We start from the raw sequence: 26529 nt of genomic DNA, 5'->3' as shown, positions 1-26529 counted from the left end.
TCAGTCCGTTAAATGGCGAAACCCTTAATGGGCGGGTGGTGCCGGGGACCGGACTTGAACCGGCAAGCCGTTAGGCGGCGGATTTTAAGTCCGCTATGTTTACCAATTTCATCACCCCGGCAGGGGTGGGAACGCGTGTGGACGCGAATTCTACCATTGCCCGGCAGACGCACCAAAACGGCCCCGGCACTGCCCCACCCAACCCCGTTCCAGACGCCGCATCGCCAGATATCGACGTCATCGCCAAGTCATAAACCTTCCCGATAATCCGCTCACGAAAACGTTTACAACCGAGCGCAAACCCATGATCCCGACGATCAAAGATGTCGCTGCCCACGCCGGCTTCTCTATCGCCACCGTGTCGCGCGCGATCAACGCGCCGCACACCGTCAACCCGATCACGCTCGACAAGGTCCGTCAATCCATCGACGCCCTGAATTTCCGCCCCAGCCCGCTCGGCCGTCAGTTGCGCGGCGAACGCACGCGCCTGATCGGCGTGATCCTGCCGACGCTCGCCAATCCCGTGTTCGCCGAGTGCCTGCAAGGCATCGACGAACTCGCCTCGGCGCAAGGCTACCGGCTCATGCTGATGACCACGCAATACGATGCCGACCGCGAACGCCACGCTATCGAAACGCTGCGCGAACAACGAGTCGAAGGCCTGATCCTGACCGTCGCCGATGCCGACACGCACCCGCTGCTCGACGAACTCGACCGCGCGGGCCTGCTCTACGTGCTGATGCATAACGACACGGTGCGTCGTCCGTCGGTCTCGGTCGACAACCGTCTGGCCGCCTACGACGGCGTCCGCATGCTGATCACCCACGGCCATCACCGCATCCTCATGCTCGCCGGCACGCTGGCCGCGTCCGACCGCGCCCGTCAGCGGCATCTCGGCTATTCCCAGGCGATGCAGCAGGCCGGCCTCACGCCGGCGCCCGCGCTCGAAGTCGATTTCAACGCCGAGGAGTTGTCGCCCTCGGTGCTCGCCCATCTGACGAGCGGCCCGAACCGTCCCAGCGCCCTCTTCTGCAGTAACGATCTGCTGGCGATGGTGGTCATGCGCGGCCTGCGCCGCGCGCGTCTGCAGATTCCTCACGACGTGTCGATTCTGGGCTTCGACGGCCTCGCGATGGGCGAGTTGTTGTCGCCGCCGCTCGCCAGCGTCTGCGCGCCGAATCGAGAGATCGGCTGCGCGGCCTGGCGACAGTTGTTGGCGCGCGTAACCGGCACCTACGAAGCCTTGAACGAAACGCCGCTCACGCTGACCTTGCCGCACAGCTTGCGCGAGGGCGCCACCATCGCGGCAATTTCGAACCGCAATGACGCAATGCCGGCGCACGCTTGAACGCCCGCTGAGCGGCCGTTTGCCTGAAGCGCCGCACAACCCACCACAACCCTGAACCACCCGCTCGCTTCTTCTCCAGGAGACCCGCAGTGATCCGCTCTTCCTTCCACTTCGCCTCGCCAGTCAAACCGCTCTGGCGCCGCTTCACGCGCTCCACGGCTGCCGCGCTGTCGGCCGGCATGGTCGTCGCCGCCGCGCTCGCCGCGGTTGCACCGCAAGCCGCCCGCGCCGATGAAACCGCGATCTGCTACAACTGCCCGCCTGAATGGGCTGACTGGGCAGGCCAGATCAAGGCGATCCAGCAAAAGACCGGCATTCGCGTGCCGTTCGACAACAAGAACTCCGGCCAGTCGATTGCGCAACTGATGGCCGAGCAGAAGAGCCCGGTTGCCGACGTCGTCTATCTCGGCGTCTCGTCGGCGTTCCAGGCGAAGGACAAGGGCGTGATTCAGCCGTACAAGCCCGCGCATTGGGACGACATTCCCGCCAACATGAAAGACCCGCAAGGCTACTGGTTCTCGATTCACTCGGGCACGCTGGGCTTTTTCGTCAACAAGGACGCGCTCGAAGGCAAGCCCGTGCCGCGCTCGTGGGCCGACCTGCTCAAGCCTGAGTACAAAGGCATGATCGGCTACCTCGATCCGTCGAGCGCGTTTGTCGGCTATGCGGGCGCGGTCGCGGTGAATCAGGCGCTCGGCGGCACGCTCGATAACTTCGAACCGGGCCTCGACTGGTTTCGCAAGCTGAAGGCCAATGCGCCGATCGTGCCGAAGCAGACCGCCTATGCGCGCGTGATGTCCGGCGAAATTCCAATTCTGCTCGACTACGATTTCGACGCCTACCGCGCGAAATACAAGGATCACGCGAACGTCGAATTCGTGATCCCGAAGGAAGGCACGATCTCGGTGCCGTACGTAATGAGCCTCGTGAAGGGCGCGCCGCATGACGCGAACGGCAAGAAGGTGCTCGACTTCGTGCTCTCCGACGAAGGCCAGAAGCTGTGGGCCGAAGCCTATCTGCGTCCGGTGCGCGCGAATGCGATGAGCCCGGAAACCGCCGCGAAATTCCTGCCGGCCAGCGACTATGCGCGCGCCAAACCGGTGGACTTCGGCAAGATGGCCGAGAAGCAGGCGAGCTTCGGCGAGCGCTATCTGCAGGTGATGCATTGAACGACATCACGTTCCCGCTGCGCTGGCGCATCGCGTTGATCGCGCCGGCGCTGGCGGTGTTCATCGCCTTCTGGCTGTTGCCGATGGGCGCGCTCGCGCAATTGAGCGGCGACGGCCACCCGTTCGCCACCTATCGCGCGATGCTGACGAATCCGCGCTACATGTCGAGCCTCGGCGCGACCGTGCTGCTCTCCGCGGCGGTCACGGCGGCGACGCTGATGCTGTCGGTGATCGCGGGTCTGCTGCTGGCGCGCCGCGAGTTTCCGCTCAAGCGCACGCTGCTCGCGCTGCTCACATTTCCGCTGGCGTTCCCCGGCGTGGTGGTCGGCTTCATGGTGATCATGCTGGCGGGACGCCAGGGGTTGATCGGCGCGCTCACGATGAAACTCACGGGCGACCGTTGGGTGTTCGCGTATTCGATGAGCGGCCTGTTTCTCGGCTACCTGTACTTCTCGATTCCGCGCGTGATCGTCACCGTGATGGCATCGGCGACCAAGCTCGATGCGTCGCTCGAAGAAGCCGCGCGTTCGCTCGGCGCGTCGCCGTGGCGCATCACGCGCGACATCGTGTTGCCCGCGCTCTCGCCCGGACTGATCGCGGCGGGCGCCGTGTGCTTCGCCACCGCGATGGGTGCGTTCGGCACCGCCTTCACGCTCGCCACCGACATCGACGTGCTGCCGATGACCATCTACACCGAGTTCACCCTCAACGCGAACATGGTGACGGCGGCAGGCCTCTCGATCGTGCTCGGCATCGTGACGTGGGCCGTGCTGGCGTTGGCGCGCAGCGTGAGCGGTTCGGCCGTGGCGGCAAGCGCATGAGCGGTATTTCCAAACCTGCGGCTTGCGCAGAGGAAGACGGGACTTCAATGAAGTCAATCACTGTTTCTCCACGGGCGGAAACGAAGCCGCGCTCACGCTTGCGCTTGCCGGATGCCCGGACCTGGCTCGCAACCGGCCAATGGCTCGTCACGCTCCTGCTGTGCGCGTTTTTGATCGTGCCGGTGGTCATGTCGATCACGGCCGGCCTGACGGTCAACTACTTCAAGGGCGTGTCGAGCGGACTCACGCTGCGCTGGCTCGGCGAAGTGTGGACGCAGTATCACAGCTCGGTGTTTCTCTCGCTCGAAGTGGCGGCGGCAACCCTGCTTATCACGCTGCTGACCGGCGTGCCCGCGGGTTACGTGCTCGCGCGCAGCAAGACGCGGCTCTCGCGCATCATCGAAGAGTTTCTGGTGTTGCCGATCGCGCTGCCCGGTCTCGCGTCCGCGCTCGCGCTGCTGGTGGTCTATGGCGGCTTCACGATGTTCCGCATGAGCGCGGCATTTATCGTGGTCGGGCATGTGGTGTTCACGCTGCCCTTCATGGTGCGCGCGGTCGCCGCGGTGTGCGCGAGCAGCGATCTGCGCACGCTCGAAGAAGGCGCGGCGAGTCTCGGCGCGAGCTTTTTTCAGCGCTTCGTGACGATCGTGCTGCCGAACGCGCGGCCCGGCATCGTGGCCGGCGCGCTGGCGGTGCTGACGCTCTCGATCGGCGAATTCAACCTCACGTGGATGCTGCACACGCCCGATACCAAGACGCTGCCGGTGGGTCTCGCCGACACCTACGCGTCGCTGCGCATCGAGATCGGCAGCGCCTACACGATTCTGTTTTTCATCATGACGATGCCCTTGCTCGTCGCCATGCAATGGCTCGGCGTCGACGCGACCGGCCAGCGCAGCGCGGCGAAGAAACGCGTCACCGCATCTCCTTCGAAGTCCACTCAGCCATGAAACTCGCTTCCGTTCCCATCACGCTGACGCAGTGCGCGAAAACGTTTCGCGGCACGCGCGTGCTCCAGCCGCTCGATCTGCATATCGACGCCGGTGAAACGCTGGTGCTGCTCGGGCCGTCGGGCTGCGGCAAGACCACTACGCTGCGCATGATCGCGGGGCTCGAGACACCGGACGTCGGCGGCCGCATCGCGTTCGGCGACGAGGACGTCACCGCCCTGCCGATCGAAAAGCGCCAGGTCGGCATGGTGTTCCAGAGCTACGCGCTGTTTCCGAACCTGACGGTGCGCGGCAACATCGGCTACGGTTTGAAAATCAAGCGCGTGCCGGCTCAGACGGCGCGGCAACGTGTCGACGAATTGCTCGGCATGATGCGTCTGAGCGCGCATGCCGACAAACCGATCGATCAGCTTTCCGGCGGCCAGCGCCAACGCGTGGCGCTCGCTCGCGCGCTGGCCGTGCAGCCGCGCGTGCTGTTGCTCGACGAACCGTTGACCGCGCTCGACGCCCGTTTGCGCGACACGTTGCGCAGCGAGATGAATACGCTGTTGCGCGAGTTGGGCATCACGACCGTCTACGTCACGCACGACCAGGCCGAAGCGATGGAACTGGGCGACCGCATCGTCGTGATGAGCGAGGGGCGCATCGAGCAGATCGGCTCGCCGCGCGAGATCTACTACCGCCCCGCCAACCGGACGGTCGCCCAGTTCGTCGGCACGATCAACCGGCTCGCGGGCGAACGGCGTGACGGCATGCTGAGGACCACCGGCGGCGCGGTGCCGCTGCCCGCGGGCTCGTCTCACCCGAACCCGGCGCACGAGATATTCTTCCGCCCGGAAGACGCCTATCTTGCCGACCCGGCTCATGCGCAATTGCGCGGCCGCATCGAAAGCACCGCGTTTCTCGGCGAACGCACGCGTCTGACGATCGGCGGCGCCGCGCCGGACGCGTTGCTGATCGACGTGGCGGGCCGCGTGGAATTGGCGCGCGGCACGCCGGTCGGCATTTCCATCGCGCAGGACGCACTGATTGCGCTATCGTAACGAAGCCGCGCTGTACTTCTGGCGCGCTAAAAAAAGGACATCCCCATGCTGCTGGCTCAAATTAGCGACCTGCATATCAAACGGCCCGGTGCGCTCGCTTATCGCCGCGTCGACACCGGCGCCTATCTCGCACGCTGCGTCGCCGCCCTCAATGCGCTCGACCCACGTCCCGACGCGGTGATCATGACCGGCGACCTCGTCGATCAGGGTGATCCGGAACAGTACGAGCACCTCAAAACACTGCTCGCGCCGCTCGAAATGCCCTACTTCATGCTGGTCGGCAATCACGACGAACGCGCTGCGTTGCGCGCCGCGTTTCCCGATCGCAAGGAATTGGCGAGCGGCGGCGAGTTCGTGCAATACGCGGTCGATGTCGGAGCGCTGCGGATCATCGCGCTCGATTCGATGGTACCCGGTCAAAGCGCGGGCAATCTGTGCGACACGCGGCTCGCGTGGCTCGCCACGCAACTCGATGCGGCCCAGGGCAAGCCGACGGTCGTCGCGTTGCATCATCCGCCGTTTGTGTGCGGCATCGGGCATATGGACGAACTGCGACTCGACCCTGCCGCCGCCGACAAACTCGCGGCGTTGATCGCACGTTATCCGAACGTGGAGCGGGTGATCTGCGGGCATGTGCACCGGCCCATGTTCGTGCGTTTTGGCGGCACGATCGCCTCCGCCGTGCCGGCGCCCGCGCATCAGGTCGCACTCGATCTGCGCGAGGATGCGCCGTCCGCGTTCATGATGGAACCGCCCGCGTATGCGCTGCATCGCTACGATCCGGCAACCGGCATCGTCACGCATCACGCCTATGTCGAGCAAGCCGACGGCCCGTATCCGTTCTACGAGCCCGAAGGCGATCTGATCGATTGACGCGCGCGGCTCATGCGTCGATGAACGTCTCGTGCACGCGCCGGGACGACCGGAAATACGGAACCCCGAGCGCGGCCGCCACGACAGCCTGCATGAAACCGTCGTATGGAATGGCGATGTCGATGCCGATGGCGTGCGTCATGTAGTCGCCGAGCAGATACGCGCCGGTGCGCATCGCGACGATCGCGACGAGCCATGCCTGCACGTGCACGGTAAAGCGCGCGGATCTGCGCCACGCGAGCAGCGCCAGCCAGCCCATGCCCGCGACGATGAACACCCCCGTGAACACGTCGCAGCCCACCATCACGATCACGGTGCGATACCAGCCGTGCGTTTCGGGACGCGCGAACACGTCCAGCAGCTCCCATTTGAGCATCAGCTTGAGCGGATCGCGCATCGCGATCGCGGTGTGGAGCGCCCATGCCGCGAGGCAGATCAGGGCGAGCAGCGGCCAGCCGTCGATGCGTCGCGGTGCGTGTTTCGTGGTCGATGTCATGGAGTCGTGCTGGTAGTCGTCGGTCGGACAAGGCGCGCTGATTCTACGAACGAAAGCCGAACGACCATCTCATTTTGTTGGCAAGGCGTCGGCAAGCAACCGCTCTCAGCCCCTGTCGCTCCATCCGCCCCCCTCAGCACGATCCGCCGTGCTCCGGTATGATCGGCACGCTTGAGGACCGCGCATGGGCCGGTCCGTCGATCGCTCCTTTCATGTCCACTTCCAACGCATCCACTCCCGCTTCCGCCGACCGGTCGTTGCGCGGCCTGCTGTTTCTGCTCGCCACCATTGCCGCCGTCTCAGTCGCGAACATCTATTACAACCAGCCGCTGCTCGACGACTTCCGCCAGTCGTTTCCGGGCAGCGCGTCGTGGGTCGGCGCGGTGCCGGCCGTCACGCAACTCGGCTACGCGGCCGGCATGCTGCTGCTTGCGCCGCTCGGCGACCGTTTCGACCGGCGTCGCCTGATCCTGTTGCAGATCGCGGCCATTTGCGTCGCGCTGGTCGTGGCGGCCGCGGCGCCGACGCTATCCGTGCTGATCCTCGCGAGTCTCGCGATCGGCGTGCTCGCCACCATCGCGCAACAAGCGGTGCCGTTCGCGGCGGAAATCGCACCGCCGTCGGAACGCGGCCATGCGGTCGGCACGGTGATGAGCGGTTTGCTGCTGGGGATTTTGCTGGCGCGGACGGCCTCGGGCGTGATCGCCGAATATTTCGGCTGGCGCACCGTCTTCGGCGCGTCCGTGGTCGCGTTGCTGGGGCTGGCGGTGGTCATCATTCTGCGTCTGCCGAAGAGCCAGCCGACGTCGACGCTGCCCTACGGCAAGCTGCTGATGTCGATGTGGCATCTGCTCGTCGAGCATCGCGAACTGCGCGAAGCGTCGCTCACCGGCGCCGGCATGTTCGCGGCGTTCAGCATTTTCTGGTCGGTACTGGCCTTGCTGCTGGCCGGCGCGCCGTTTCATCTCGGGCCGCAGGCGGCTGGGCTATTCGGCATCGTCGGCGCGGCGGGGGCGATGGCCGCGCCGCTCGCCGGCAAGTTTTCCGATCGGCGCGGACCGCGCGCGATCATTACCCTGTCGATCGCGCTAGTGGCGATTTCGTTTGTCGTATTCGGCGTATCGGCGCGGAGCATCGCCGGCCTCGTGGTCGGCGTGATCATTCTCGATATCGGCGTGCAGGCCGCGCAGATTTCCAATCAGTCGCGCATCTACGCCCTCAAGCCGGACGCGCGCAGCCGCGTGAATACGGTGTACATGGTGGCGTATTTCATTGGCGGAGCCATCGGCTCCGGCGTCGGCGCAGCGGTCTGGCCGGCGTTTGGATGGATCGGTGTGAGCGTGGCCGGAATCGTATTCGCGGGCCTCTCGGCGTGGAACCATCTGGGGCGTGCGGCACGCGCGAACAATTAACGCTCGCGTTGCGCGGAGTGCTTATTTGTTGCTTCGCGCAGATGCATAATCGTGCAGCGCATCGATCACGCGGTCGAATTCGAACGACTTGTCGTAAAAGTGGCGCACGCCATACTGCTCGCAACGCTCCCGATACGCGGGCAACGCATGATTGGTCAGCACCGCGGCGAACACCCGGTCGATCAATCCTTCACGCTGCAAGTAAGCGAGGACCGGCACGCCCGAGCCCTGCTTCAACTGCAAGTCGACGATCACCGCGTCGAACGACTCGTCGCTCAACAGGGCGATGGCCTGATCCGCGGAATCCGCATACGCGGCCACTTTGAGCAGACCGGAGGCGTCGATCGTTTCCACGAGGCTTCTGCGGATCAGCGGCGAATCCTCGATCAGCAACACACGCAACGGCGCGTGCTGGGCTGACGACTCGGCAACAGGGTTCGATTCGCTGTTCATCGGAATATCTCGATCGCGCACTATTCGATCAGGCCATTCTTGATCGCGTAATAAGTCAGATCGGCATTGTTCGCCAATCGCATTTTCTCCAGCACGCGAGCCCGGTAGGTACTCACCGTCTTCACGGACAAATGCAATTCCTCCGCGATCTCAGTGGGTATCTGCCCGGCCGCGAGCTTGCAGAAAATCTGGAACTCACGCTCGGAGAGCGCTTCGTGCGGACGCCCCGCCGCCGGCTTGTCGAGATTGTCGGCGAGCGTGTCGGCGACCGCCTCGGAGAGATAGCGATGCCCGCGCGCCACCGCGCGAATGGCCCGCACGATCTCTTCGGGCTCGCAGTCCTTGTTCAGATAGCCGTTCGCGCCCGCGCGCAGCAGATTGATGGCGTACTGACTCTCCGGATAGCCCGACAGAATCAGCACACCCTGCTCAGGACGCACCTGCTTGATCACGCGCAAGGTGTCGATGCCGTTCTTGTCCGGCATAGCGATGTCAAGCAGCACCACGTCGAAGGCCTGCGCGCGCACGAGGCTGATGGTTTCGTCGCCGGTGGCCGCTTCGGCCGCGACGCACATATCCGGCTCGTCGGCGACGAACTGTTTGAAGCCACCTCGGACGATCGCATGGTCGTCAGCTATCAACACTCGAATCATCGGTTTAGGTGTCCGTGCAATGGAATCGCTCCAGAGCAGACATTGTAATGATCTCCGGCGAGACTCCCGCCGGATTTGGAAAACCGGGCAGCGCATGCCGGCGCGGGAAACCTTCCAGACCCACCCGCGCCCGCTGCGTCGTCCGCCACGCTGCCTGAACCGGCTGAGCTGGCCGTGATGTATGGAGCCGCCGCTCGCCGTCGTGCTACGGTCCTTGCGTAAGCTGTTCGCTTCTACGCAGTGGCGCAAAAAAACGTAGAACGCTTACTCGCGGCCTGCGAGCAAATCCGCCATATCGTCGGCATGTTCTTCTTCGACGGCGAGAATCTCTTCGAACATACGGCGGGTCGTCACGTCCTTATCGCCGAGATAGCGGATGATCTCGCGGTACGTGTCGATCGCGATCCGCTCGGCGATCAGGTTCTCCTTGATCATGTCCGTGAGGTTCTCGCCTTCCTTGTATTCCGAATGCGAGCGCGTCTTCAAACCGTCGGGCGCGAAATCCGGCTCGCCCCCGAGTTGCACGATGCGCTCGGCGATGCTGTCGGCGTGTTCCTGCTCCTCCGCGGCATGTTGAGCGAACTCGGCCGCCACGGCCTCGGAGTTGATGCCCTTCGCCATGAAGTGATGCCGCTTGTAGCGCAGCACGCAGACGATTTCGGTGGCGAGAGCGTCGTTGCACAGCTTCAGCACTGTCTCGCGATCCGCCCCATACGTTTGCGTGACCGGACCGTCGGACATGTGCTTGCGTGCGTCTTCGCGGATCTTTTTAAGGTCCATCACGAACGGATCGCCAGATTGAGATGCCGCGCCCTGGGCGCCAGGTGACTTCGACATTGAATTTCTCCTTTATCCGGTATTGGGGGAACTGCGCATCACGCACGAATCGAGCCTGATGCGCTGGCACAAGGAACGATTGCTGCGAATGACAACCCGTCTACGTTCGGAATACGCCGAGCAACAGCGTGACCACGAATACGACGAGGAAAATGTAGAACAGGATCTTTGCAATTTCGGCCGCGCCCGCCGCAATGCCGGTAAAACCGAACACGGCGGCGATGATCGCAATGACGAAAAAGACAATGGCATAGTGAAGCATGGCGACTCTCCTTCTTGTTGTATCTGCGTGGCATTGGCGTACGACATCGACCGGCGAACCGTTCTTCCACCTTCGAAGCGCGGCTCGCGACTTCCTCACTGAGCAGCGCTAATCAACGATCTTTTTCGTCACCACGAAACCCAGCACGAGGAACACCACACACAGAATCACGAACACGATGAACAGGAACTTCGCGATCGCCGCCGCGCCTGCCGCGACACCGGTAAAGCCGAGAAGGCCGGCGATCACCGCGATGACGGCGAAGAACAACGCCCATTTCAGCATGATGGCTTCCTCCCGAAACATTGATTGAACGATCAGGTCCATCCTATCGACCAGCGAGGTCGGGCGCATTCCGACGCACGCCGGTTTTCGTGTGAGAATCCGCTTACATTGGATTACGGCAGCGTTACGGTGAGTGTGTTCGACGCGCCAGGCCGGCGTGCGGCACCGCGACCACCGCGCGAAGGCGGCCGCGTCGACACGGTGCCCGCAGCGTCGCCGGACGCGGCGGACGTTACACTAAAGCCCCATCCGAGGAGCCGAACGTGCCAAATGTGCAGAACATGCCGGACGCGGGCAATCCCGGGGCCACCGCCCGGCTGAGCGACTGGATGCGCAATCGCAGTTGGGCGATCGCCATGACGGTGGCGATCGTCATTACCGTGGGCGGCCTCGTGATTCTCGAGACCGCGCGCCAGCGCATTGCCGCCGAGTACGAGACCGCGCTCGAAGCGCGCGACGTCACCGTGCAACTGAGCACGCTCGCGAGCCAGCTATCGCGCCTGAGCGCCCAGCAAAGCGAGTTTCTTCTGACGAAGCAGGACGCCGCCGCGCACGACTTCTGCGCGACCGCCGCGGGCATTCGCCAGAGCGAGCAGCAGCTGAACCGCTTCTACCGCGGCGGCAAGGCGGACAGTGCCGAACTCGCCAGCTTCACCCAGATTCTTGCGCTGATCGAGGCGCGTATCGGCGCGGGCGCGTCCGCGCTGCAACGCGCGGCGCCGCATCCGCTCGACCTGTCCGCCTGCGGCGGCGCGAGCGAGGCCAGTCCGGCCGACGCGTCGCTGGTGGACAGCACGCTCACGCTGCTGCGCGACAACGAGGAGCGCCGCGCGCAACACGCGCTCGCCGCGAGCCGTGGCGATCAACGCATCTCCACGCTGTGCGCGGCCGGTCTGTCGGCGCTGAACATCGTGCTGTTCATTCTGCTGTTTCGCAATCTCGGCATTCAGATCGATCGTCAGGCGCGCGTGCAGCGTCAATTGATCACGCAACAGGAAGGCCTCGACCAGCTCGTCAACGAACGCACCCGTCAGCTCGAAGCGCTCGGCTGGCACTTGCAGGCGGTCAGCGAAAACGAGAAGACCCAGCTCGCCCGCGAGCTGCACGACGAACTCGGCGCGATTCTGACCGCGAGCAAAATGGACGTGACGTGGGCCAACCGCAAGCTGAAGGACAGCGAGCCGGACATCTCCGAGAAACTCAAACGGGCGCTCGCCAATCTGGACCAGGGGATCGCGCTCAAGCGCCGCATCATCGAAGACATGCGGCCTACTGTGCTGGCGAACTTCGGGCTGGTCACCGCCTTGCGCACGCTCGCCGACGAAGCCGCGCAGCGCAACAACTGGACGCTCGACCTGCATCTGCCCGCCGACGACATCAAGCTCGACGAGCAGACGGAAATCGCGCTGTTCCGCGTCGCGCAGGAGTCGCTCACCAACGCCGCGAAGTACGCGCGAGCCTCGAAGGTATCGATCGCCTTGCAGGTCGGCGACGGCCAGGTGGCATTGCATATCGCCGATAACGGCGTGGGCATCATGCCGGCCGATCTGAAGCGCACGCACACGCACGGGCTGCTGGGCATGCGCCAGCGCGTCGCCGCGCACGGCGGGCGCTTCGATATCCGGCGCGGCGTGCCGAACGGCACTGACATCCACGTGGAGATGCCGAGCGTCAGCACCGCGACGCCGTCGATCGATCTGCCGCCGGCGACGCCTTCGCGAACGTCCGCGTAGCAAGCCCGCGGAGAGCTTGTAGGAGTGCGCCGACGCAAACACCGGCGCATGCCTACAAGAAAATCGCAGCGCAGCCGACAGCGCCGCCCCCGCCCTTTTTTTACCATGCAATCAGACCGGATCGACTGGCGTAAGCCCCGGTCGGACGACAGCTGGCTCAGCTGGCGCGTGCCGGACAACATGGGCACGTCAACCGATGCATTCTCGACAAGGAGAACTCTCATGAATCGACTGATCGCTTTGCTTCTCATTGCAGGGACAGCTGCGCTCGCCGGTTGCAACACGATGGCGGGGGCTGGGCAAGATATTTCGAAGGGCGGAGACGCCATCACGAACTCGGCCGAAAAGGCCAAGTAAGAAGCAGCTAAGAGAAAGCAGACGCCCGGCGCTTTACGGCGCCCGGCTTACAGGATAGTGAGAGCCCGTCGCGGGTAACCGTGGCGGGTTTTTTTGCGCGCTCGATCTCGGCCTTCCTGGCGGATTCTTTAGCGATGCCCAAACAAAACGGCGACCCACTCGCGTGGATCGCCGCCCCGTCCTCCCCTGGACTTGCCGCCTGTTGCGTGCGCTTTGTTAGCGCCGCTGTTTGCGCTTCAGTTGGGGCTCATTGCCCGTTCAGCGTGTTAGTCAACTCGACGCTCGGCGTTTGCGTGTTGCCGTTCTGCGCAACCAGCAGATGGATCTGACCCGGCACGAGCTGGCTCAGCGCACCGGCGATCGGCACCGAGGTCACCAGCCAGTCGGCATTATTCGACAGCGTGAACGCCGGCGACTGGAAGATCGGCGTCTTGCTGCCGGCCGCGGTCGCAATCAGCACGTAGGTGCCGCCCGACACGTAGATCGAATCCTGGCCGCTTGCCGGCACCGCGTTCTTGAAGGCCACGCCGGCCATCGTCGGCGAGACGGTGGCGATGCTGGTGGACGTGGACTGGACCAGATACAGGTCGAGGTTGGTCGCGTTCGCCGACGCGTTGAAGCCGCGCAGACGCGCACTATTCGACAACAGGCCCTTGTCGAACGGATCGTCGATCAGACCGATGTCCGGCGCGGCCACACCCGGCAAGGCAAGCACGGTGTATTCGTGGCCCTTCGCGACATTCGGAAAGCTGCCGCTCGCGAGCGCCGTCGTCGTCGTGCCGGTCGCCGAGTAAGCGACGGTGGTCGCACCCGTGTTGATATTGGTGAAGTTCGTCACGCCCTTGTAGGCGATGTTCGTCTGTCCCGAGGGCGCGGTGCCGTTCACGAGAAAGTCGACGGCCGGGCCGCTGGGAATGGCATGGATGAAATGGATCTCCGGATTGGTCAGCCCGAGCTCCTTGCCCACGTCGTCCGAGCCGCCACCGCATGCGCTCAGAACGGATGCAACGGCAGCCATCGCCACCATGGTTCGGATCAATTTCATTATGTTCACCTGTATCGAATTGTCGGGCTCGCGGCCCATTGATTTTGTGGACGTCCCGCTTCGCACAACACGCCGTCTGACACCTTGTTCGTTGGTCATACGAACGGTTCAGGCCAGCTCGCGAAATGGAGCATCCCCTCCCTATCCCTGCTGCACATCGCGCCTCCTTGACGAACGGCGCTGTCCGTGTCGACGGACGCTCGCATCGAGCAATGCGTGTGCCGCGGACTTCGATATGGCCGGTGGCGGCTGAAAAATGTCTTGCGGAGCAACGAGTTGCGAGGATTAGAATTTTTCCTCGGAGGGTTGGCACGGCGGCCGGTGTATCGTTCGTGCGCGTCCAATACTTACACGGTCCTCCGCATGCCTTACCAACACCTGCTCGCCGAACTCGACCTCGGCTTCACTCGCTTGCGCAACCGCGTGGTGATGGGTTCGATGCACACGGGCATGGAGGACCGCTTCTGGAATTACCCGAAGCTGGCCGCGTATTTCCGCGAACGCGCGAAGGGCGGCGTCGGTCTGATCGTCACTGGCGGGATCTCGCCGAATCGCGAGGGTTGGCTGCTGCCTTTCGGCGGCACGCTGAATTCCGTGTTCGATCTGCGCAATCATCGGAAGTTGACCGAGGCCGTGCACGCCGAAGGCGGCAAGATCGCGCTGCAGATCCTGCATGCGGGCCGCTATGGCTATCAACCGTTCGTCGTCTCCGCGTCCGCGATCAAATCGCCGATCTCGAAGTTCAAGCCGCGCGCGCTGAGCATCGCCGGCATCGCGAAGACCGTGCGCGACTACGCGCGCTGCGCGCGCCTTGCTCAACGCGCGGGCTACGACGGCATCGAGATCATGGGCAGCGAAGGCTATCTGCTCAACCAGTTCCTGTGTCCGCGCACCAATCGGCGCACCGACGCCTACGGCGGCAGCGTCGAAAACCGTATGCGGCTCGCACGCGAGATCGTCGAGCGCGTACGCGCGGTGTGCGGCGAACGCTTTATCGTCATGTACCGCATCTCGTTGATCGATCTGGTGGAAGGCGGCAATACGTGGGACGAAACCGTGCAGGTCGCCCAGGCGCTCGAAGCCGCCGGCGTGACCATGTTCAACACTGGCATCGGCTGGCACGAAGCGCGGGTGCCGACCATCGTGACCTCGGTGCCGCGCGCCGCCTTCGCCGCGCTGAGCGCGCGATTGAAGTCCGCCGTCAAGGTGCCGGTGATCGTGTCGAACCGCATCAATACACCTGAGGTCGCCGAAGAATTGCTTGCACAGGGCGCAGGCGATCTGGTTTCCATGGCGCGGCCGCTGTTGGCCGATCCCGAGTTCGTCGTGAAGACTGCCGAGGGACGCACGCAGGAAATCAACACCTGTATCGCCTGTAATCAGGCCTGTCTCGATCATACGTTCAGGAACCAACGCGCGACCTGCCTCGTCAATCCGCGTGCGGGACGTGAAACCGAACTGGTGTACCGGCCGGTCGCCGGAGCGCGGGCCGCGCGTTCGGTCGCGGTCGTCGGTGCGGGTCCGGCCGGATTGTCGGCGGCGACCGTGGCGGCCGCGCGTGGGCATCGCGTGACGCTGTTCGATGCGAGCGCCACGATCGGCGGCCAGTTCAATCTGGCCATGCGCGTGCCGGGCAAGGAAGAGTTCAGCGAGACGATCCGTTATTTTCAGAGCCAGCTGCAGCGCCACCGCGTCGACGTGCGCCTCGACACGCGCGTCGATCCCGCGCTGCTCGCCGCCGGCGCTTACGACGACGTGGTCATCGCTACCGGCATCGTGCCGCGGCGGCTAGCAATTGCCGGCATCGACGGGCCGAACGTGCTCTCCTATGTCGACGTGCTGCGCGGTGCGCCGGTCGGCCAGCGCGTCGCCGTGATCGGCGCGGGTGGCATCGGCTTCGACGTCAGCGAGTTTCTGCTGCATCGCGCGGGCGAGCCGCTGCCCGTGCCCCGCGATGCGTGGCTCGACGAATGGGGTGTCGATCTTGCCGTGCGGGAACGCGGCGGCCTGAAACCACCCGCGCCGGCACAGCCGCCGCGGCAAATCTGGCTGTTGCAGCGCAAGGCCGGCAAGCTCGGCATGGGACTCGGCAAGACTTCTGGCTGGGTGCATCGCGCGACGCTGGCGAGGAACGGCGTGAAGATGCTCGGCGGCGTGTCGTATCGGGAGGTCAGCGCGCGCGGCTTGAAGATCGCGCGTGAAGGCGTCGAGGAGTGGCTGGAAGTGGACACGATCGTGGTGTGCGCGGGGCAGGAATCGCTGCGCGATCTGCATCCGCAGACAGCGACGCACGCGCAGTCGGGAAAAGCAATTCGGGCCAACGGTCCGCGTTATCACGTGATCGGCGGTGCGAAGGTCGCGACCGAACTGGACGCGAAGCGTGCGATTCGCGAAGGCGCGGAAGTGGCGGCGGCGCTGTAACCGGCCGTCGCCCGCTTCAGACGAAACTCAGAGGAAACTCAGGCGAGCCCCTTCTTCCGGTAATCGAACCAGAAAGACAGCCCGACGCTCGCCAGAATCACGATGGTCGCGATCACTGTCGAGTGAGTCACCGGCTCGCCGAGCAGCAGCGCGCCGAGCGCCACGGCCACCACCGGATTCACGTACATGCAGCTGCTGGCGATGATCGGGCTCGTGTGCCGGATCAGAAAACCGTACGCCACATAGGCGGCCATTGTCCCGATCAGCATCAGGTAGATGAACGCCAGCACCGGCAGAAAATGCACTTCGAGCATTCGCTCGCCCGAGAGCCACGCGACCAGCGTCGACATCGCGCCGCCCAGACCGATTTGCAGCGACGTCGAGAGAAACAGGTCCGAAGGCAGCTTCAGACGTCCGGCCAGATGCGCGCCGCCTGCCCAGAAAAGCGCGCCGCACAGAATCGCCAGGCTGCCGCTCGCCGAGCCGGGCGCGCTGTCGCCGTGGCTGAGAATCGCGATGCCGACCAGACCGAGGCCCACCGCGAACCACTCGCCGCGGCCGATCTTGCGCCCCGCCACGGCCGCGATCACGGTCGCGAACAGCGGCACGGTTGCGACCATGACCGCCGCGGTGCCGGTGCCGACCGTGCGCATCCCATAGGCGAGCATGCCGCTCGACAACCCGACCAGCATGGTGCCGACGAGCCCGGCGTTGCGGATCTCGGCGGCGCTCGGCCGAACCGGATTGCGGCGCGCCGCGAACACGAACAGCCCTACGCCGGCGAACAGATTGCGCAGCCCCGAGAGCAGCAGCGGCGGAAACGAACCCAGCGCGACGTGCACGGCGAGATACGTCGAACCCCACACGACATAGACGACGGCGAGCGCGAGCGCAATCTGCCCGTTGCGCGACTGCGGCAAACGGATCGGAAAACCACGCGAAAAACGGCTTGGAAGTTGCAGCGACATGCGTTCAATCCGCCCATGCCGCTCGAGGTGCTGCGCCCCCGCTGAAGACCCTGTGGCGGGATGGCGGACACCGCATCGGCGATGCGGTCTGACGGGCGAGGCTGGCGGACATGTCGGTGGAACGGAAGGACGATAGATGGCCACTGGGGCCACAATGCCGCGGCAATCGACAGGCATCGAGCCACGGCGAACACGCGCCAAACGTTTGGCGCGCATCGCATTATGCAGTAAGCGCCCACTGGGTCGCCTGAAAGAATCGTAACTTTTTGGCGTACTTGCAACAGAAAGCCGGGACGTCTCCCGGCTTTTCGTTGCGCCGGCCGCCGGCGCGTTCGAGCTATGCAGCTCGCATCGTCCGGACGGCTCAGTTGGCCATGGCGCCCGACGCTTCGTGCTTCATGCCCGTCGCATCGCCCTTTTTCATCTTGTCGTGCTTCATCGCGTCCTTCTTCGTGCCGCCCTTCGACATGCTGTCTTTGGACATGGAATCCTTCGACATCGAATCGTTGGACATGGCGCCGCTTGCCTGGGCGAAAGCGGTCCCGCCGCCGGTCAGGAGAGCGACGGCCAGTGCTGCGATTGCGAACTTCTTCATGAGATGACTCCTTGGTTGTGGGTGAAGCAGAACCGGCCATTCCGATAGCCGGCGTATTTCCGAAGCTTCTGCCGTCCGGGGTCGCACAGCCGTTCCAGCGGCGCCGACCCGCGCGCGTCAGGAGCCTCCGAACCAGTTGTAGCCCTGGTCGACCCAATAGCCGCCGGGATACGTGTTGGTGACGAACATCTCGACGATGTGCTTCGGATTCTTGTAGCCGAGCTTAGTCGGCATGCGCAGCTTCATCGGGAAGCCGTATTTCGCGGGCAGACGCTCGCCGTCGTACGAGAACGTGAGCAGCGTTTGCGGATGCAGCGCGGTCGGCATGTCGATGCTTTCGTAGTAGTCGTCGGCGCATTTGAAGCCGACGTACTTCGCGCTGGTGTCCGCGCCGATGCGCCGCAGAAAGTCGCTGAACGGCGTGCCGCCCCAGCGGCCGATCGCGCTCCACCCTTCCACGCAGATATGCCGCGTGATCTGCTCGGCGTGCGGCAGCGCGTACAACTCGGGCAAGGACCAGACGCGCTGGCCGGTCACGAGTCCGCTGATCTTCAGCCGGTAGTCGGCGCCGTTCACCTCGGGAACGTCGTCGATCCCGTAGAACGCGTTGAACGGAAACGGCCGCGTGAGCTGCGCTTCGGTGTAGGTCGGCGCGAGTTGCTTCGGATCGAACAGCGCGGCCTGCGCGCGGTCGTTCAGGCGCGAGACGGCGGTGAGAAACTGGTTGACCGAGTCGTCGTCGGTGAGCGAGCAGCCGGTCAGCAGCGACAGGCCGCCGAGCGTCAGAAGCCGCTTGCCGAACAGGCGCCGCGACGGCATCGCGAGTTCGCGGCGGGCGTCGATCAGGATCGATTCGCGGTCGAGTTTCGGGCCAATGGATCGAGTGGATTGTCGAGTAAGCTTGTTCATGATTCGGTATCCGTAACGTTCGCCTGGACGGTTGAGTGGCTCAGTGTCCGCGCAACATCGCGAGCAGCGAGCGCGGCACGAGCGCCACCATCACCAGATGCACGGCGATGAACGCGGCCATTAGCGACATCGCGCAGAAGTGGACGACGCGCGCGTTGTCGTAGCCGCCCATCAGTTCGCGCAGCAGCGGAAACTGCACCGACTTCCAGATCGCGAGACCCGAAAGCACCAGCACGATCAGATCGCAGACCACGAACAGATAGGCGAATTTCTGCACCGCGTTGTAGACGCGCAAGTCGGCGTGCGAGAGCTTGCCGGTTAACGCGGCGATGAAATCGTGCAGCACGGCGCGCGGCGACACCGGCAGAAACTTGCGCACGAAGCGTCCGCTCGCGAGATTCAACGCGAGATACAGCAGGCCGTTGAAGACCAGCAGCCACATCGCCGCGAAATGCCATTGCAGTGCACCGCCGAGCCAGCCGCCGAGCGTGATGGCAGGCGGAAAATGGAACGCCGGGAAGATCGGCGAGGCGTCGTAGATGCGCCAGCCCGAGAGCATCATCACGATGGCCGCGAGCGCGTTGAGCCAATGCGTGAGACGCACCCACAGTGGATGAATCGCACCGCTCTTCGGCATAGCCGGCGGCGCGCTGTCGCGAAGTGCATGATGGGTTGCCATGAGAATCTCCTGTGAACGAAGACGCGGCGATCAACGGCACGCGGCCAGTTCGGCCACCTGCAGGACATCGCCGGTCGCCGCGTTTTCGACGAAGGCGACCACGCCGAAGCGCTCGGCGGGCGCGTTGACGTTGGCATCCGCGGCGGCGTCCTGGATGCGGATATCGCGGCGAATCTGCGCGTTGCCCGCGACGAGCGGCACCGGGCCGATCCATTGCCGCACGACCCGTTCGTGATGCAGGGTGACGCCGCTGTTTTCGCCGGCGCCGACTTGCGAGCTCAGCGAGTTTTCATAAACGGCGAGGTAGGCGTCCAGTTGGTCTGCCGTGTCCGCCGCCTTGCTGGTGAATTGCGCCGCGACATTGAACGCGCCCGGCGTCTGCTGCGCTTTGAGCTCCAGCGCGACGTTCGCCTGTGCCGGTTCGGCGACGACCCTGCCGATGCGGTTCTGAAAACTGTCGCGCTGCGACCAGCTACGCAGTTCGCGTCCCGAGACAAAGATTTCCGGCGTGTAGATGGTGTGACCGCCTCCGAGATCGGTGAGCGCCTGCTGGCGTTCGGTGAAGCGATGTTGCGAGAAGCGGTCGGTCCAGCCGAGGCTGTTCCAATAGTCCACGTGCAGGGCCAACGGCACGATGCTTTGCGTCGCGCCGCTGTTTTTCCATTGGCTCAGCCAGTTATCGGCGGGCGGGCAGCTGTTGCAGCCTTCGCTGCTGTACAGCTCGACCAGCGCCACGCGATGCGCCGGGCTGTGCGCACTGCAGACGGCGCTGGCAGCGGTCGCGAGGCCGCTGGCCGCGAGCGTCGTCAGCGCGAGAGCCAGCGCGACGATGCGGGTGAAGGGCCGATAGCCTCGGCGGGGTCCGGCGGTTTGCATGACGTGCTCCGATCAGGATCTGCACGTTTGTCGAAGCGCGGGGCCAGTTATGACAGCCCGTTTGCAACTTTCTTCCTGAAACCCGAACAAGTCGAGAGACGTGCGACCCCGTGCTAACATTGAGCTTTCGATCGCGCCCATTCAGATTGATGGCGGCGCCCTCTTCACTCTCTTTCGTTACCTGCCGGCTACCTCGATGCGCTTTCCGACTTCCCGTGCCTTCTTCCGCTTGCGCCCCCGTCGCGCAACCGGCTGCGCGCGCGCGGAACGCATGCCGCGTCGCGCCGGCGAGCCGTCCCGAACGCTCCCGCTCCACGCCGCCCGGCGCCCGATCTAACGCTGCTCGCTCCATTTGCCTGAGCCGCGTCGTCGGGCTCCGGGCCGATCTCATCCGCACGCTGTTCCCTCAAATGCAGATCGAATTGGAGTACCCGTCGTGAAAAAGACGAAAACCTGTTACCTCACCGAACTCGACGTCACCCGTCTCGAGAAACACGCCGCCGCGCCCGGCGCCGACGCGCGTTTGCAGAACATGCTCGACGACGTGCTGGAACGCGCCGTGATCGTCGAGTCGCGCGAGATTCCGGCCAACGTCGTCACGATGAATTCACAAGCCACGCTGGTCGACGAAACCAGCGGCGAGCACATGACCTGGACCGTGGTCTATCCGCCCAACGCGGACTTCGCGCACGGCCGCCTGAATGTGTTCTCGCCGGCCGGCCTCGCGCTGCTCGGCGCCAAACGCGGCGAGCGCATCCGCTTCACGCCGCCGAGCGGCACGGAGAAAGTGCTCAAGCTGGAAAAGATCCTGTTTCAACCCGAAGCCGCCGACGATTTCACGCTGTAAGCAACGCTCGCGCGCAACACAAAACTTTTGCGCCGCTTCACGTTCTGCCGCCCTCTCAACAGAAGAATAGTACGTGGCGGCCCGCTGTTATCTCCGTCATCGGACTTTTCGAGATGGGTTGCCAAGCAGCGGGCGGCCGGTGTATCGTGTGCGCTGCTAACGCGGGGGTCCTGCGTCGCACGGAGGTTGGAGGTCCGTGCTGCGTGGGTGAGAAATACCCTTTGAACCTGATCTGGATAATGCCAGCGCAGGGAAGCGTACGGAATTCGCCACAGCAGCACCGTCTTATTCTCTCGGCGCATTCCGACAACTTCCGTCTCGTCTCCTGCTTAGCCGCCCCACATAGCTTTGCACTGGAGATACGATGAACGCCAATCCGAAGTTCCTTTCCGCCGACGCTCACGTCGATGAAGCCGCTGTCGCGCCGCTGCCGAATTCCCGCAAGGTCTACGTGACCGGCTCGCGTCCCGATATCCGTGTGCCGATGCGCGAAATCTCGCAGGCCGACACACCCGACAGCTTCGGCGGAGAAAAGAACCCGCCGGTCTATGTCTACGACACGTCGGGTCCTTACTCCGATCCGGACGCGAAGATCGACATTCGCGCCGGTCTGCCCGCACTGCGCCAGGCCTGGATCGAAGAGCGTGGCGACACCGAAGCGCTGACGGGCCTGTCGAGCGACTTCAGCCGCGAACGCGCCGCCGACACCGCCACCGCCGATCTGCGCTTCAAGGGCCTGCATCGCACGCCGCGCCGCGCGATCGCCGGCAAGAACGTCTCGCAGATGCACTACGCGCGCAAAGGCATCATCACGCCGGAAATGGAATACATCGCGATTCGCGAGAATCAGCGCCGCGCCGAGTATCTGGAAAGCCTGAAGACGAGCGGCCCGAACGGCGAAAAGCTCGCGGCGATGATGGGCCGCCAGCATCCGGGCCAGGCGTTCGGCGCGAGCGCGTTCGGTCCGAACGGACTCACGGCGATCACGCCGGAATTCGTGCGCGAGGAAGTGGCGCGCGGCCGGGCGATCATCCCGAACAACATCAATCACCCGGAAAGCGAACCGATGATCATCGGCCGCAACTTCCTCGTGAAGGTGAATGCGAATATCGGCAACTCGGCGGTGACGTCCTCCATCGGCGAGGAAGTCGACAAGATGACGTGGGCGATCCGCTGGGGCGGCGACACGGTGATGGATCTCTCCACCGGCAAGCACATCCACGAAACGCGCGAGTGGATCATCCGTAATTCGCCGGTGCCGATCGGCACGGTGCCGATCTATCAGGCGCTCGAAAAGGTCAACGGCAAGGCCGAGGACCTGACGTGGGAAATCTTCCGCGACACGCTGATCGAACAGGCCGAGCAGGGCGTCGACTACTTCACGATTCACGCAGGCGTGCGTCTGCAATACGTGCCGCTGACCGCCAAACGCATGACGGGCATCGTCTCGCGCGGTGGCTCGATCATGGCGAAGTGGTGTCTCGCGCACCACAAGGAAAGCTTTCTGTACGAGCACTTCGAAGACATCTGCGAAATCATGAAGGCCTATGACGTGGCCTTCTCGCTCGGCGACGGCCTGCGTCCCGGCTCGATCTACGACGCCAACGACGAAGCGCAGCTCGGCGAACTGAAGACGCTCGGCGAACTCACGCAGATCGCGTGGAAGCACGACGTGCAGACCATGATCGAAGGTCCGGGCCACGTGCCGATGCAGCTCATCAAGGAGAACATGGACCTGCAACTGGAATGGTGTGACGAAGCGCCGTTCTACACGCTCGGGCCGCTCACCACCGACATCGCTCCGGGCTACGACCACATCACCTCGGGCATTGGCGCGGCGATGATCGGCTGGTTCGGCACCGCCATGCTCTGCTACGTCACGCCGAAGGAACACCTCGGCTTGCCGAACAAGGACGACGTCAAGACCGGCATCATCACCTACAAGCTCGCCGCGCACGCCGCCGATCTGGCGAAGGGCCATCCGGGCGCGCAGGTGCGCGATAACGCGCTCTCCAAGGCGCGCTTCGAGTTCCGTTGGGAAGACCAGTTCAACCTCGGCCTCGATCCGGACAAGGCGCGCGAATTCCACGACGAAACGCTGCCGAAGGATTCGGCCAAGGTCGCGCATTTCTGCTCGATGTGCGGCCCGCACTTCTGCTCGATGAAAATCACCCAGGACGTGCGCGAGTTCGCCGCGCAACAAGGCGTCAGCGACGACGAGGCGCTGAAGAAAGGCATGGAAGTGAAGTCGATCGAGTTCATGAAGAAAGGCGCTGAGATTTATCAGCGGCAGTAAGGTTCGGCCTGCGGATCGAGCGTCGTGGTGACGCCACCCGATCCGCCAGATCACTACATTGCAGCATCGAAGCCCGCCACTGGCGGGCTTTTGCGTTCATGGCATCCAGGCACGCCGCATGCTGGGTGGAGGGAAACATTTGATTACGAAGCCGTCAGTTCGCTGACAAGCGCATACATCCTGATACGGGATGCGGCGATACCATCAAATGCAAGGACGGGAGTACTTCCAACCATAACTACTGGAGTCGACATCATGAAATCGATACGTCAAATCGGTACGTTCGCGGCCATCGTGGCAGTCGTGGTGAGCCTTTCCGCATGCGAAGGCATGAGCCGCCAGGGGCGCGATACGGCAATCGGCGCGGGCTTGGGTGGCGCGGCAGGCGCGGCCGTCGGAGGCAATGCGCTGTCGACGCTCGGCGGTGCGGCGGTGGGCGGCGTCGTGGGGCATGAGGTGGGCAAGTAAGACGTATGGCGGATCATCGCGCCATGTTTTTCGTGTTTGACGTGAGCGTTGGTCGGCCATTGTCCGACCAACGAATGACCCGCGAGGCTGCTCTCGCATGAGACCCGCGATAGCGCGTTCATCCAGGTCACGCAGTCCGCTTGCAATGAGGTGAAATAAGCCGTTACGGTTTTGCAATCCTGTTGGCAGCGCAGCGGCGTAAGCTGGTGCCGTGACGCCCCAATGGCGGCGTTCGATTCAACCAGGAGCGCGTCATGAAGTCCCGCCTCATCAACACGGTGTGCGCGATCGGCCAGCGGTTGCCGCTGCGCTTTGCCAGATCTCTCCCGCGTCTTTCGCACACAGGTATCGCGCTCGGTGGCGCGGTCTGCGTGCTTGCGCTGTCCGGTTGCTATTACCCATACGGTTACTATCCTGGCGGCTATTACCCGGTTTACGCCACGGTGCCCGCAGCCGGTACACAGCAGGCGGTGCCGGTCGGGCAAGACGATCCATCCGCGGCGCAACAGCAGCAACAAGGACAGACGGTGCAGCAAGGCTCGCCTCCGACCTACGCGGTCGCCGCCCCGCCTGTATATGTGGCGCCCGCGTATCCCGCTTACTATCCACCGCCGGTCTATCCGGCCTATTACGGCTATCCCGGCTGGTATGGACCGTCGGTCTCGATCGGCTTCGGTTTCGGCGGTTACTGTTGTGGCCACGGTGGAGGAGGCGGCCACGGGCATTGGCATTGACGCCTGCCGACACTGTTTGACTTCGTCGTTCTTCGCACGATGCGCCCGCACGGCAGGTTCGGCCGTGCAGTACCTGCGTGGCGCGCCACGCGCGGTGCCAGCCTCCATCTGCTGCGCCCGTAGTTTCCCTTCTTGACGCAGCCCGACGGGGCTCTATGCTTGCAGTACCTGTTTAAATAAGCGACCGGCCGTGTCCCCACGCGCCGCCGACGCCCATCCGTCATGCCATAGCGACGCGCTCCGTAGTGCGTAGTGCAGCGTCGAGTCCATACAACAACGAAGGAGACGTGATGTTTCACCAACTACTCACTCCGGTCGGCAATTCGCTATTGCCGTCGTTTCTCGTCGCGGCGTTGCCGATCATCGTCGTGCTGCTGCTGCTTGGCTGGGCGCGTCGGCCGGCATGGCAGGCGTCGCTAGCGGGGTTGATCGTCGGCTTGATCGTGGCGATTCTGGTCTGGCAATTTCCGGTGGGACTCGCCGTCGATTCGGTGGTCGCCGGCGCGGTGTTCGCCTGCTGGCCGGTCATGTGGATCGTGTTCACGGCGATCCTGCTTTACAACATCTCACAGCGCTCGGGCCGCTTCGCGGCCTTTCGGATGTGGATGATCGACAACCTGCCAAACGACCGGCGCGTCGTGCTGGTGGTGATCGGTTTTTCGTTCGGCGCGCTGCTCGAAGGGATTTCGGGCTTCGGCACGCCGGTCGCCATCACCAGTTCGCTGCTGATCCTGCTCGGCTTTCCCACGCTCGAAGCGCTCACCTTCACGCTCATCTTCAATACCGCGCCGGTGGCCTTCGGCGCGCTCGGCGTGCCGATCACCGTGCTCGGCGCGGTCACTCATTTGCCCGCCGATTCGCTCGCCAGGATGGTCGGCCGCCAGTTGCCGTTCTTCGCCTTCCTGCTGCCCTTCTATGTGATCAGCGTCTATGCGGGCTTTCGCAACATGCTGCGGGTGTGGCCGGTGCTGCTGGTGTCGGGCGCGAGCTTCGCGCTGACGCAGTTCGTCGCCTCGAACTACGTGAACTACAGCCTGACCGACGTGTTGTCGTCGATGGTCTCGCTCGTTCTGACAATCGCCTTCCTGCGCGTCTGGAAGCCCGCGGCGGACCCGAAGTTCGCGGTCAACATCGACCGTGTCGGCGAAGTGCGCGGCAAGATCGGCGGCGGCCAGGGCTGGTATCCGTGGATCATCGTGTCGGTGGTCGTGATCGTCTGGACTGTGGCGAAGATCTTCCTGGTCGGTGACGTCAAGGTGCCGTGGCCCGGACTCGACAAGGCCGTGTTCATCACGCTGTACAACACGCCGTACGGCGCGGTGTGGGACTTCCAGCCGCTCGCCACCGGCACGGCGATCCTCGTCGCCGCGCTCATCACCTCGTTCGTGGTCAAACTGAGCCCGCGCGAGTTCGGCGCGGCCATAGCCGACACGTGGGTGCAGACGCGCATCGCCATCCTGACGGTGGCGACCATCGTCGGCCTTGCGTATCTGATGAACTACTCGGGGCTCACGTACACGCTCGGCCTCGGCGTCGCCTCAGTCGGACCGTTCTTTCCGCTGGTGTCGGCGTTCCTCGGCTGGGTGGCGGTGTTTCTGTCCGGCAGCGACACGTCGGGCAATGCGCTGTTCGGTAACCTGCAGGTGGTGGCGGCCAATCAGCTGAATCTCAACCCGATCCTGATGGCGGCGACTAACTCGTCGGGTGGCGTGATGGGCAAGATGATCTCGCCGCAGAACATCTCGACCGGCGTAGCGACCACCGAACTCAAAGGCAAGGAAGGCGTGGTGTTCGCCAAAACCTTCAAACATTCGATTCTGTTGACGGTGCTGCTTGGTGTGCTGGTGTGGCTGCAGCAGAATTTCCTGCAGTGGATGATTCCGCATTGAAGCGAGTTGGGCGGGTTGCTCGGCTCCCACAACCCGCCTGATTGATGCACTCTCGCCAACCGGCGGCCGCGCGCCCGCTGGTTCGCGCCGCTTCAAGGATGCGAGGAGGA

27 protein-coding genes, 1 tRNA gene and 1 riboswitch are annotated in these 26529 nt (G+C 64.1%); of the genes, 15 read left to right on the top strand and 13 right to left on the bottom strand.

The window, feature by feature from the left end; translation table 11 throughout:
• Window positions 1-36: 36 nt before the first annotated feature.
• Window positions 37-121 (bottom strand) — tRNA-Leu (locus RI103_RS06830).
• 183 nt (window positions 122-304) lie between these two features.
• Here RI103_RS06830 and RI103_RS06825 point away from each other — a divergent pair.
• The 6 genes from RI103_RS06825 (at window position 305) to RI103_RS06800 (ending at window position 6204) form a co-directional block, all read left to right on the top strand.
• Window positions 305-1348 carry a LacI family DNA-binding transcriptional regulator gene (locus RI103_RS06825; RefSeq protein WP_310814618.1) on the top strand — a complete coding sequence of 348 codons (1044 nt, stop codon included), beginning with the start codon at window positions 305-307 and terminating at the stop codon, window positions 1346-1348.
• Between the two features lie 179 nt (window positions 1349-1527).
• Window positions 1528-2517, top strand: a complete 990-nt coding sequence (locus RI103_RS06820) for an ABC transporter substrate-binding protein (RefSeq protein ID WP_409076976.1) — start codon at window positions 1528-1530, stop codon at window positions 2515-2517.
• Window positions 2514-3338: an ABC transporter permease gene (locus RI103_RS06815; RefSeq protein ID WP_310814616.1), complete on the top strand. Its 825-nt coding sequence runs from the start codon at window positions 2514-2516 to the stop codon at window positions 3336-3338. The genes RI103_RS06820 and RI103_RS06815 overlap by 4 nt, the downstream gene beginning before the upstream one ends.
• 47 nt (window positions 3339-3385) lie before the next feature.
• Complete coding sequence (locus RI103_RS06810; RefSeq protein ID WP_310814615.1) at window positions 3386-4288, top strand: ABC transporter permease; 903 nt, start codon at window positions 3386-3388, stop codon at window positions 4286-4288.
• Window positions 4285-5331, top strand: a complete 1047-nt coding sequence (locus RI103_RS06805; RefSeq protein WP_310814613.1) for an ABC transporter ATP-binding protein — start codon at window positions 4285-4287, stop codon at window positions 5329-5331. The genes RI103_RS06810 and RI103_RS06805 overlap by 4 nt, the downstream gene beginning before the upstream one ends.
• 45 nt (window positions 5332-5376) lie before the next feature.
• The gene (locus RI103_RS06800; protein ID WP_310814612.1) at window positions 5377-6204 is read left to right on the top strand and encodes a phosphodiesterase; all 828 of its coding nucleotides are present in this window, start codon (window positions 5377-5379) and stop codon (window positions 6202-6204) included.
• Between the two features lie 10 nt (window positions 6205-6214).
• Here the strand turns inward: RI103_RS06800 and RI103_RS06795 are convergent, their stop codons facing one another.
• Window positions 6215-6700 (bottom strand): DUF2569 domain-containing protein, encoded by a 486-nt coding sequence (locus RI103_RS06795; protein WP_310814611.1) that lies wholly within the window; start codon window positions 6698-6700, stop codon window positions 6215-6217.
• A gap of 212 nt (window positions 6701-6912) precedes the next feature.
• On the opposite strand from RI103_RS06795, the gene RI103_RS06790 reads away from it, so the two are divergent.
• Window positions 6913-8112, top strand: a complete 1200-nt coding sequence (locus tag RI103_RS06790) for an MFS transporter (protein WP_310814610.1) — start codon at window positions 6913-6915, stop codon at window positions 8110-8112.
• Window positions 8113-8133: 21 nt separating this feature from the next.
• On the opposite strand, the gene RI103_RS06785 is transcribed toward RI103_RS06790, so the two are convergent.
• The 5 genes from RI103_RS06785 to RI103_RS06765 form a co-directional block, all read right to left on the bottom strand.
• Window positions 8134-8565 carry a response regulator gene (locus RI103_RS06785; protein ID WP_310814609.1) on the bottom strand — a complete coding sequence of 144 codons (432 nt, stop codon included), beginning with the start codon at window positions 8563-8565 and terminating at the stop codon, window positions 8134-8136.
• 20 nt (window positions 8566-8585) lie between these two features.
• On the bottom strand, window positions 8586-9218 hold the full coding sequence (locus RI103_RS06780) for a response regulator transcription factor (RefSeq protein ID WP_310814608.1): 633 nt from the start codon (window positions 9216-9218) through the stop codon (window positions 8586-8588).
• Window positions 9219-9482: 264 nt separating this feature from the next.
• Window positions 9483-10055: a ferritin-like domain-containing protein gene (locus RI103_RS06775; protein WP_310814607.1), complete on the bottom strand. Its 573-nt coding sequence runs from the start codon at window positions 10053-10055 to the stop codon at window positions 9483-9485.
• Between the two features lie 100 nt (window positions 10056-10155).
• Window positions 10156-10317 (bottom strand): DUF1328 domain-containing protein, encoded by a 162-nt coding sequence (locus tag RI103_RS06770; RefSeq protein WP_006052455.1) that lies wholly within the window; start codon window positions 10315-10317, stop codon window positions 10156-10158.
• Between the two features lie 108 nt (window positions 10318-10425).
• Window positions 10426-10602 (bottom strand): DUF1328 domain-containing protein, encoded by a 177-nt coding sequence (locus RI103_RS06765; protein WP_132373772.1) that lies wholly within the window; start codon window positions 10600-10602, stop codon window positions 10426-10428.
• A 263-nt stretch (window positions 10603-10865) separates the two neighbouring features.
• Between RI103_RS06765 and RI103_RS06760 the strand changes: the two genes are divergently transcribed.
• On the top strand, window positions 10866-12335 hold the full coding sequence (locus RI103_RS06760) for a sensor histidine kinase (RefSeq protein WP_409076967.1): 1470 nt from the start codon (window positions 10866-10868) through the stop codon (window positions 12333-12335).
• 222 nt (window positions 12336-12557) lie between these two features.
• Window positions 12558-12692 (top strand): entericidin A/B family lipoprotein, encoded by a 135-nt coding sequence (locus RI103_RS06755; protein ID WP_091792786.1) that lies wholly within the window; start codon window positions 12558-12560, stop codon window positions 12690-12692.
• A gap of 247 nt (window positions 12693-12939) precedes the next feature.
• On the opposite strand, the gene RI103_RS06750 is transcribed toward RI103_RS06755, so the two are convergent.
• Window positions 12940-13737 (bottom strand): DUF4397 domain-containing protein, encoded by a 798-nt coding sequence (locus tag RI103_RS06750; RefSeq protein WP_310814606.1) that lies wholly within the window; start codon window positions 13735-13737, stop codon window positions 12940-12942.
• A gap of 363 nt (window positions 13738-14100) precedes the next feature.
• Here RI103_RS06750 and RI103_RS06745 point away from each other — a divergent pair, with 363 nt between their 5' ends.
• On the top strand, window positions 14101-16158 hold the full coding sequence (locus tag RI103_RS06745) for an NADPH-dependent 2,4-dienoyl-CoA reductase (RefSeq protein ID WP_310814604.1): 2058 nt from the start codon (window positions 14101-14103) through the stop codon (window positions 16156-16158).
• Window positions 16159-16196: 38 nt separating this feature from the next.
• On the opposite strand, the gene RI103_RS06740 is transcribed toward RI103_RS06745, so the two are convergent.
• The 5 genes from RI103_RS06740 to RI103_RS06720 form a co-directional block, all read right to left on the bottom strand.
• On the bottom strand, window positions 16197-17126 hold the full coding sequence (locus tag RI103_RS06740) for an EamA family transporter (protein ID WP_310814603.1): 930 nt from the start codon (window positions 17124-17126) through the stop codon (window positions 16197-16199).
• Window positions 17127-17490: 364 nt separating this feature from the next.
• Window positions 17491-17721, bottom strand: a complete 231-nt coding sequence (locus tag RI103_RS06735) for a pentapeptide MXKDX repeat protein (RefSeq protein WP_310814602.1) — start codon at window positions 17719-17721, stop codon at window positions 17491-17493.
• Between the two features lie 117 nt (window positions 17722-17838).
• Window positions 17839-18630, bottom strand: a complete 792-nt coding sequence (locus RI103_RS06730; protein WP_310814601.1) for a molybdopterin-dependent oxidoreductase — start codon at window positions 18628-18630, stop codon at window positions 17839-17841.
• Window positions 18631-18670: 40 nt separating this feature from the next.
• Window positions 18671-19309 (bottom strand): cytochrome b/b6 domain-containing protein, encoded by a 639-nt coding sequence (locus RI103_RS06725; RefSeq protein ID WP_310814600.1) that lies wholly within the window; start codon window positions 19307-19309, stop codon window positions 18671-18673.
• Between the two features lie 30 nt (window positions 19310-19339).
• On the bottom strand, window positions 19340-20185 hold the full coding sequence (locus tag RI103_RS06720; protein WP_310814599.1) for a DUF1223 domain-containing protein: 846 nt from the start codon (window positions 20183-20185) through the stop codon (window positions 19340-19342).
• A 436-nt stretch (window positions 20186-20621) separates the two neighbouring features.
• Between RI103_RS06720 and RI103_RS06715 the strand changes: the two genes are divergently transcribed.
• The 5 genes from RI103_RS06715 to RI103_RS06695 all read left to right on the top strand — a co-directional run bounded on the left by RI103_RS06715 (window position 20622) and on the right by RI103_RS06695 (window position 26419).
• Entirely contained in the window at window positions 20622-21032 is a 411-nt protein-coding gene (locus RI103_RS06715) for a GreA/GreB family elongation factor (RefSeq protein WP_310814598.1), read from the top strand.
• 153 nt (window positions 21033-21185) lie between these two features.
• A riboswitch (TPP riboswitch) is annotated at window positions 21186-21304 on the top strand.
• A 92-nt stretch (window positions 21305-21396) separates the two neighbouring features.
• Window positions 21397-23328 carry a phosphomethylpyrimidine synthase ThiC gene (gene thiC / locus RI103_RS06710; RefSeq protein WP_310814597.1) on the top strand — a complete coding sequence of 644 codons (1932 nt, stop codon included), beginning with the start codon at window positions 21397-21399 and terminating at the stop codon, window positions 23326-23328.
• A 255-nt stretch (window positions 23329-23583) separates the two neighbouring features.
• Window positions 23584-23796: a glycine zipper 2TM domain-containing protein gene (locus tag RI103_RS06705; RefSeq protein ID WP_310814596.1), complete on the top strand. Its 213-nt coding sequence runs from the start codon at window positions 23584-23586 to the stop codon at window positions 23794-23796.
• Window positions 23797-24050: 254 nt separating this feature from the next.
• Entirely contained in the window at window positions 24051-24530 is a 480-nt protein-coding gene (locus RI103_RS06700) for a hypothetical protein (protein WP_310814595.1), read from the top strand.
• A 290-nt stretch (window positions 24531-24820) separates the two neighbouring features.
• A complete protein-coding gene (locus RI103_RS06695; protein ID WP_310814594.1) occupies window positions 24821-26419 on the top strand; it encodes an L-lactate permease in 1599 nt (532 codons plus the stop codon).
• Window positions 26420-26529 lie beyond the last annotated feature (110 nt).

The sequence above is a fragment of the Paraburkholderia sp. FT54 genome, from assembly GCF_031585635.1.
GTDB lineage: Bacteria > Pseudomonadota > Gammaproteobacteria > Burkholderiales > Burkholderiaceae > Paraburkholderia.
This window is presented reverse-complemented; position numbering and strand designations above follow the sequence as displayed.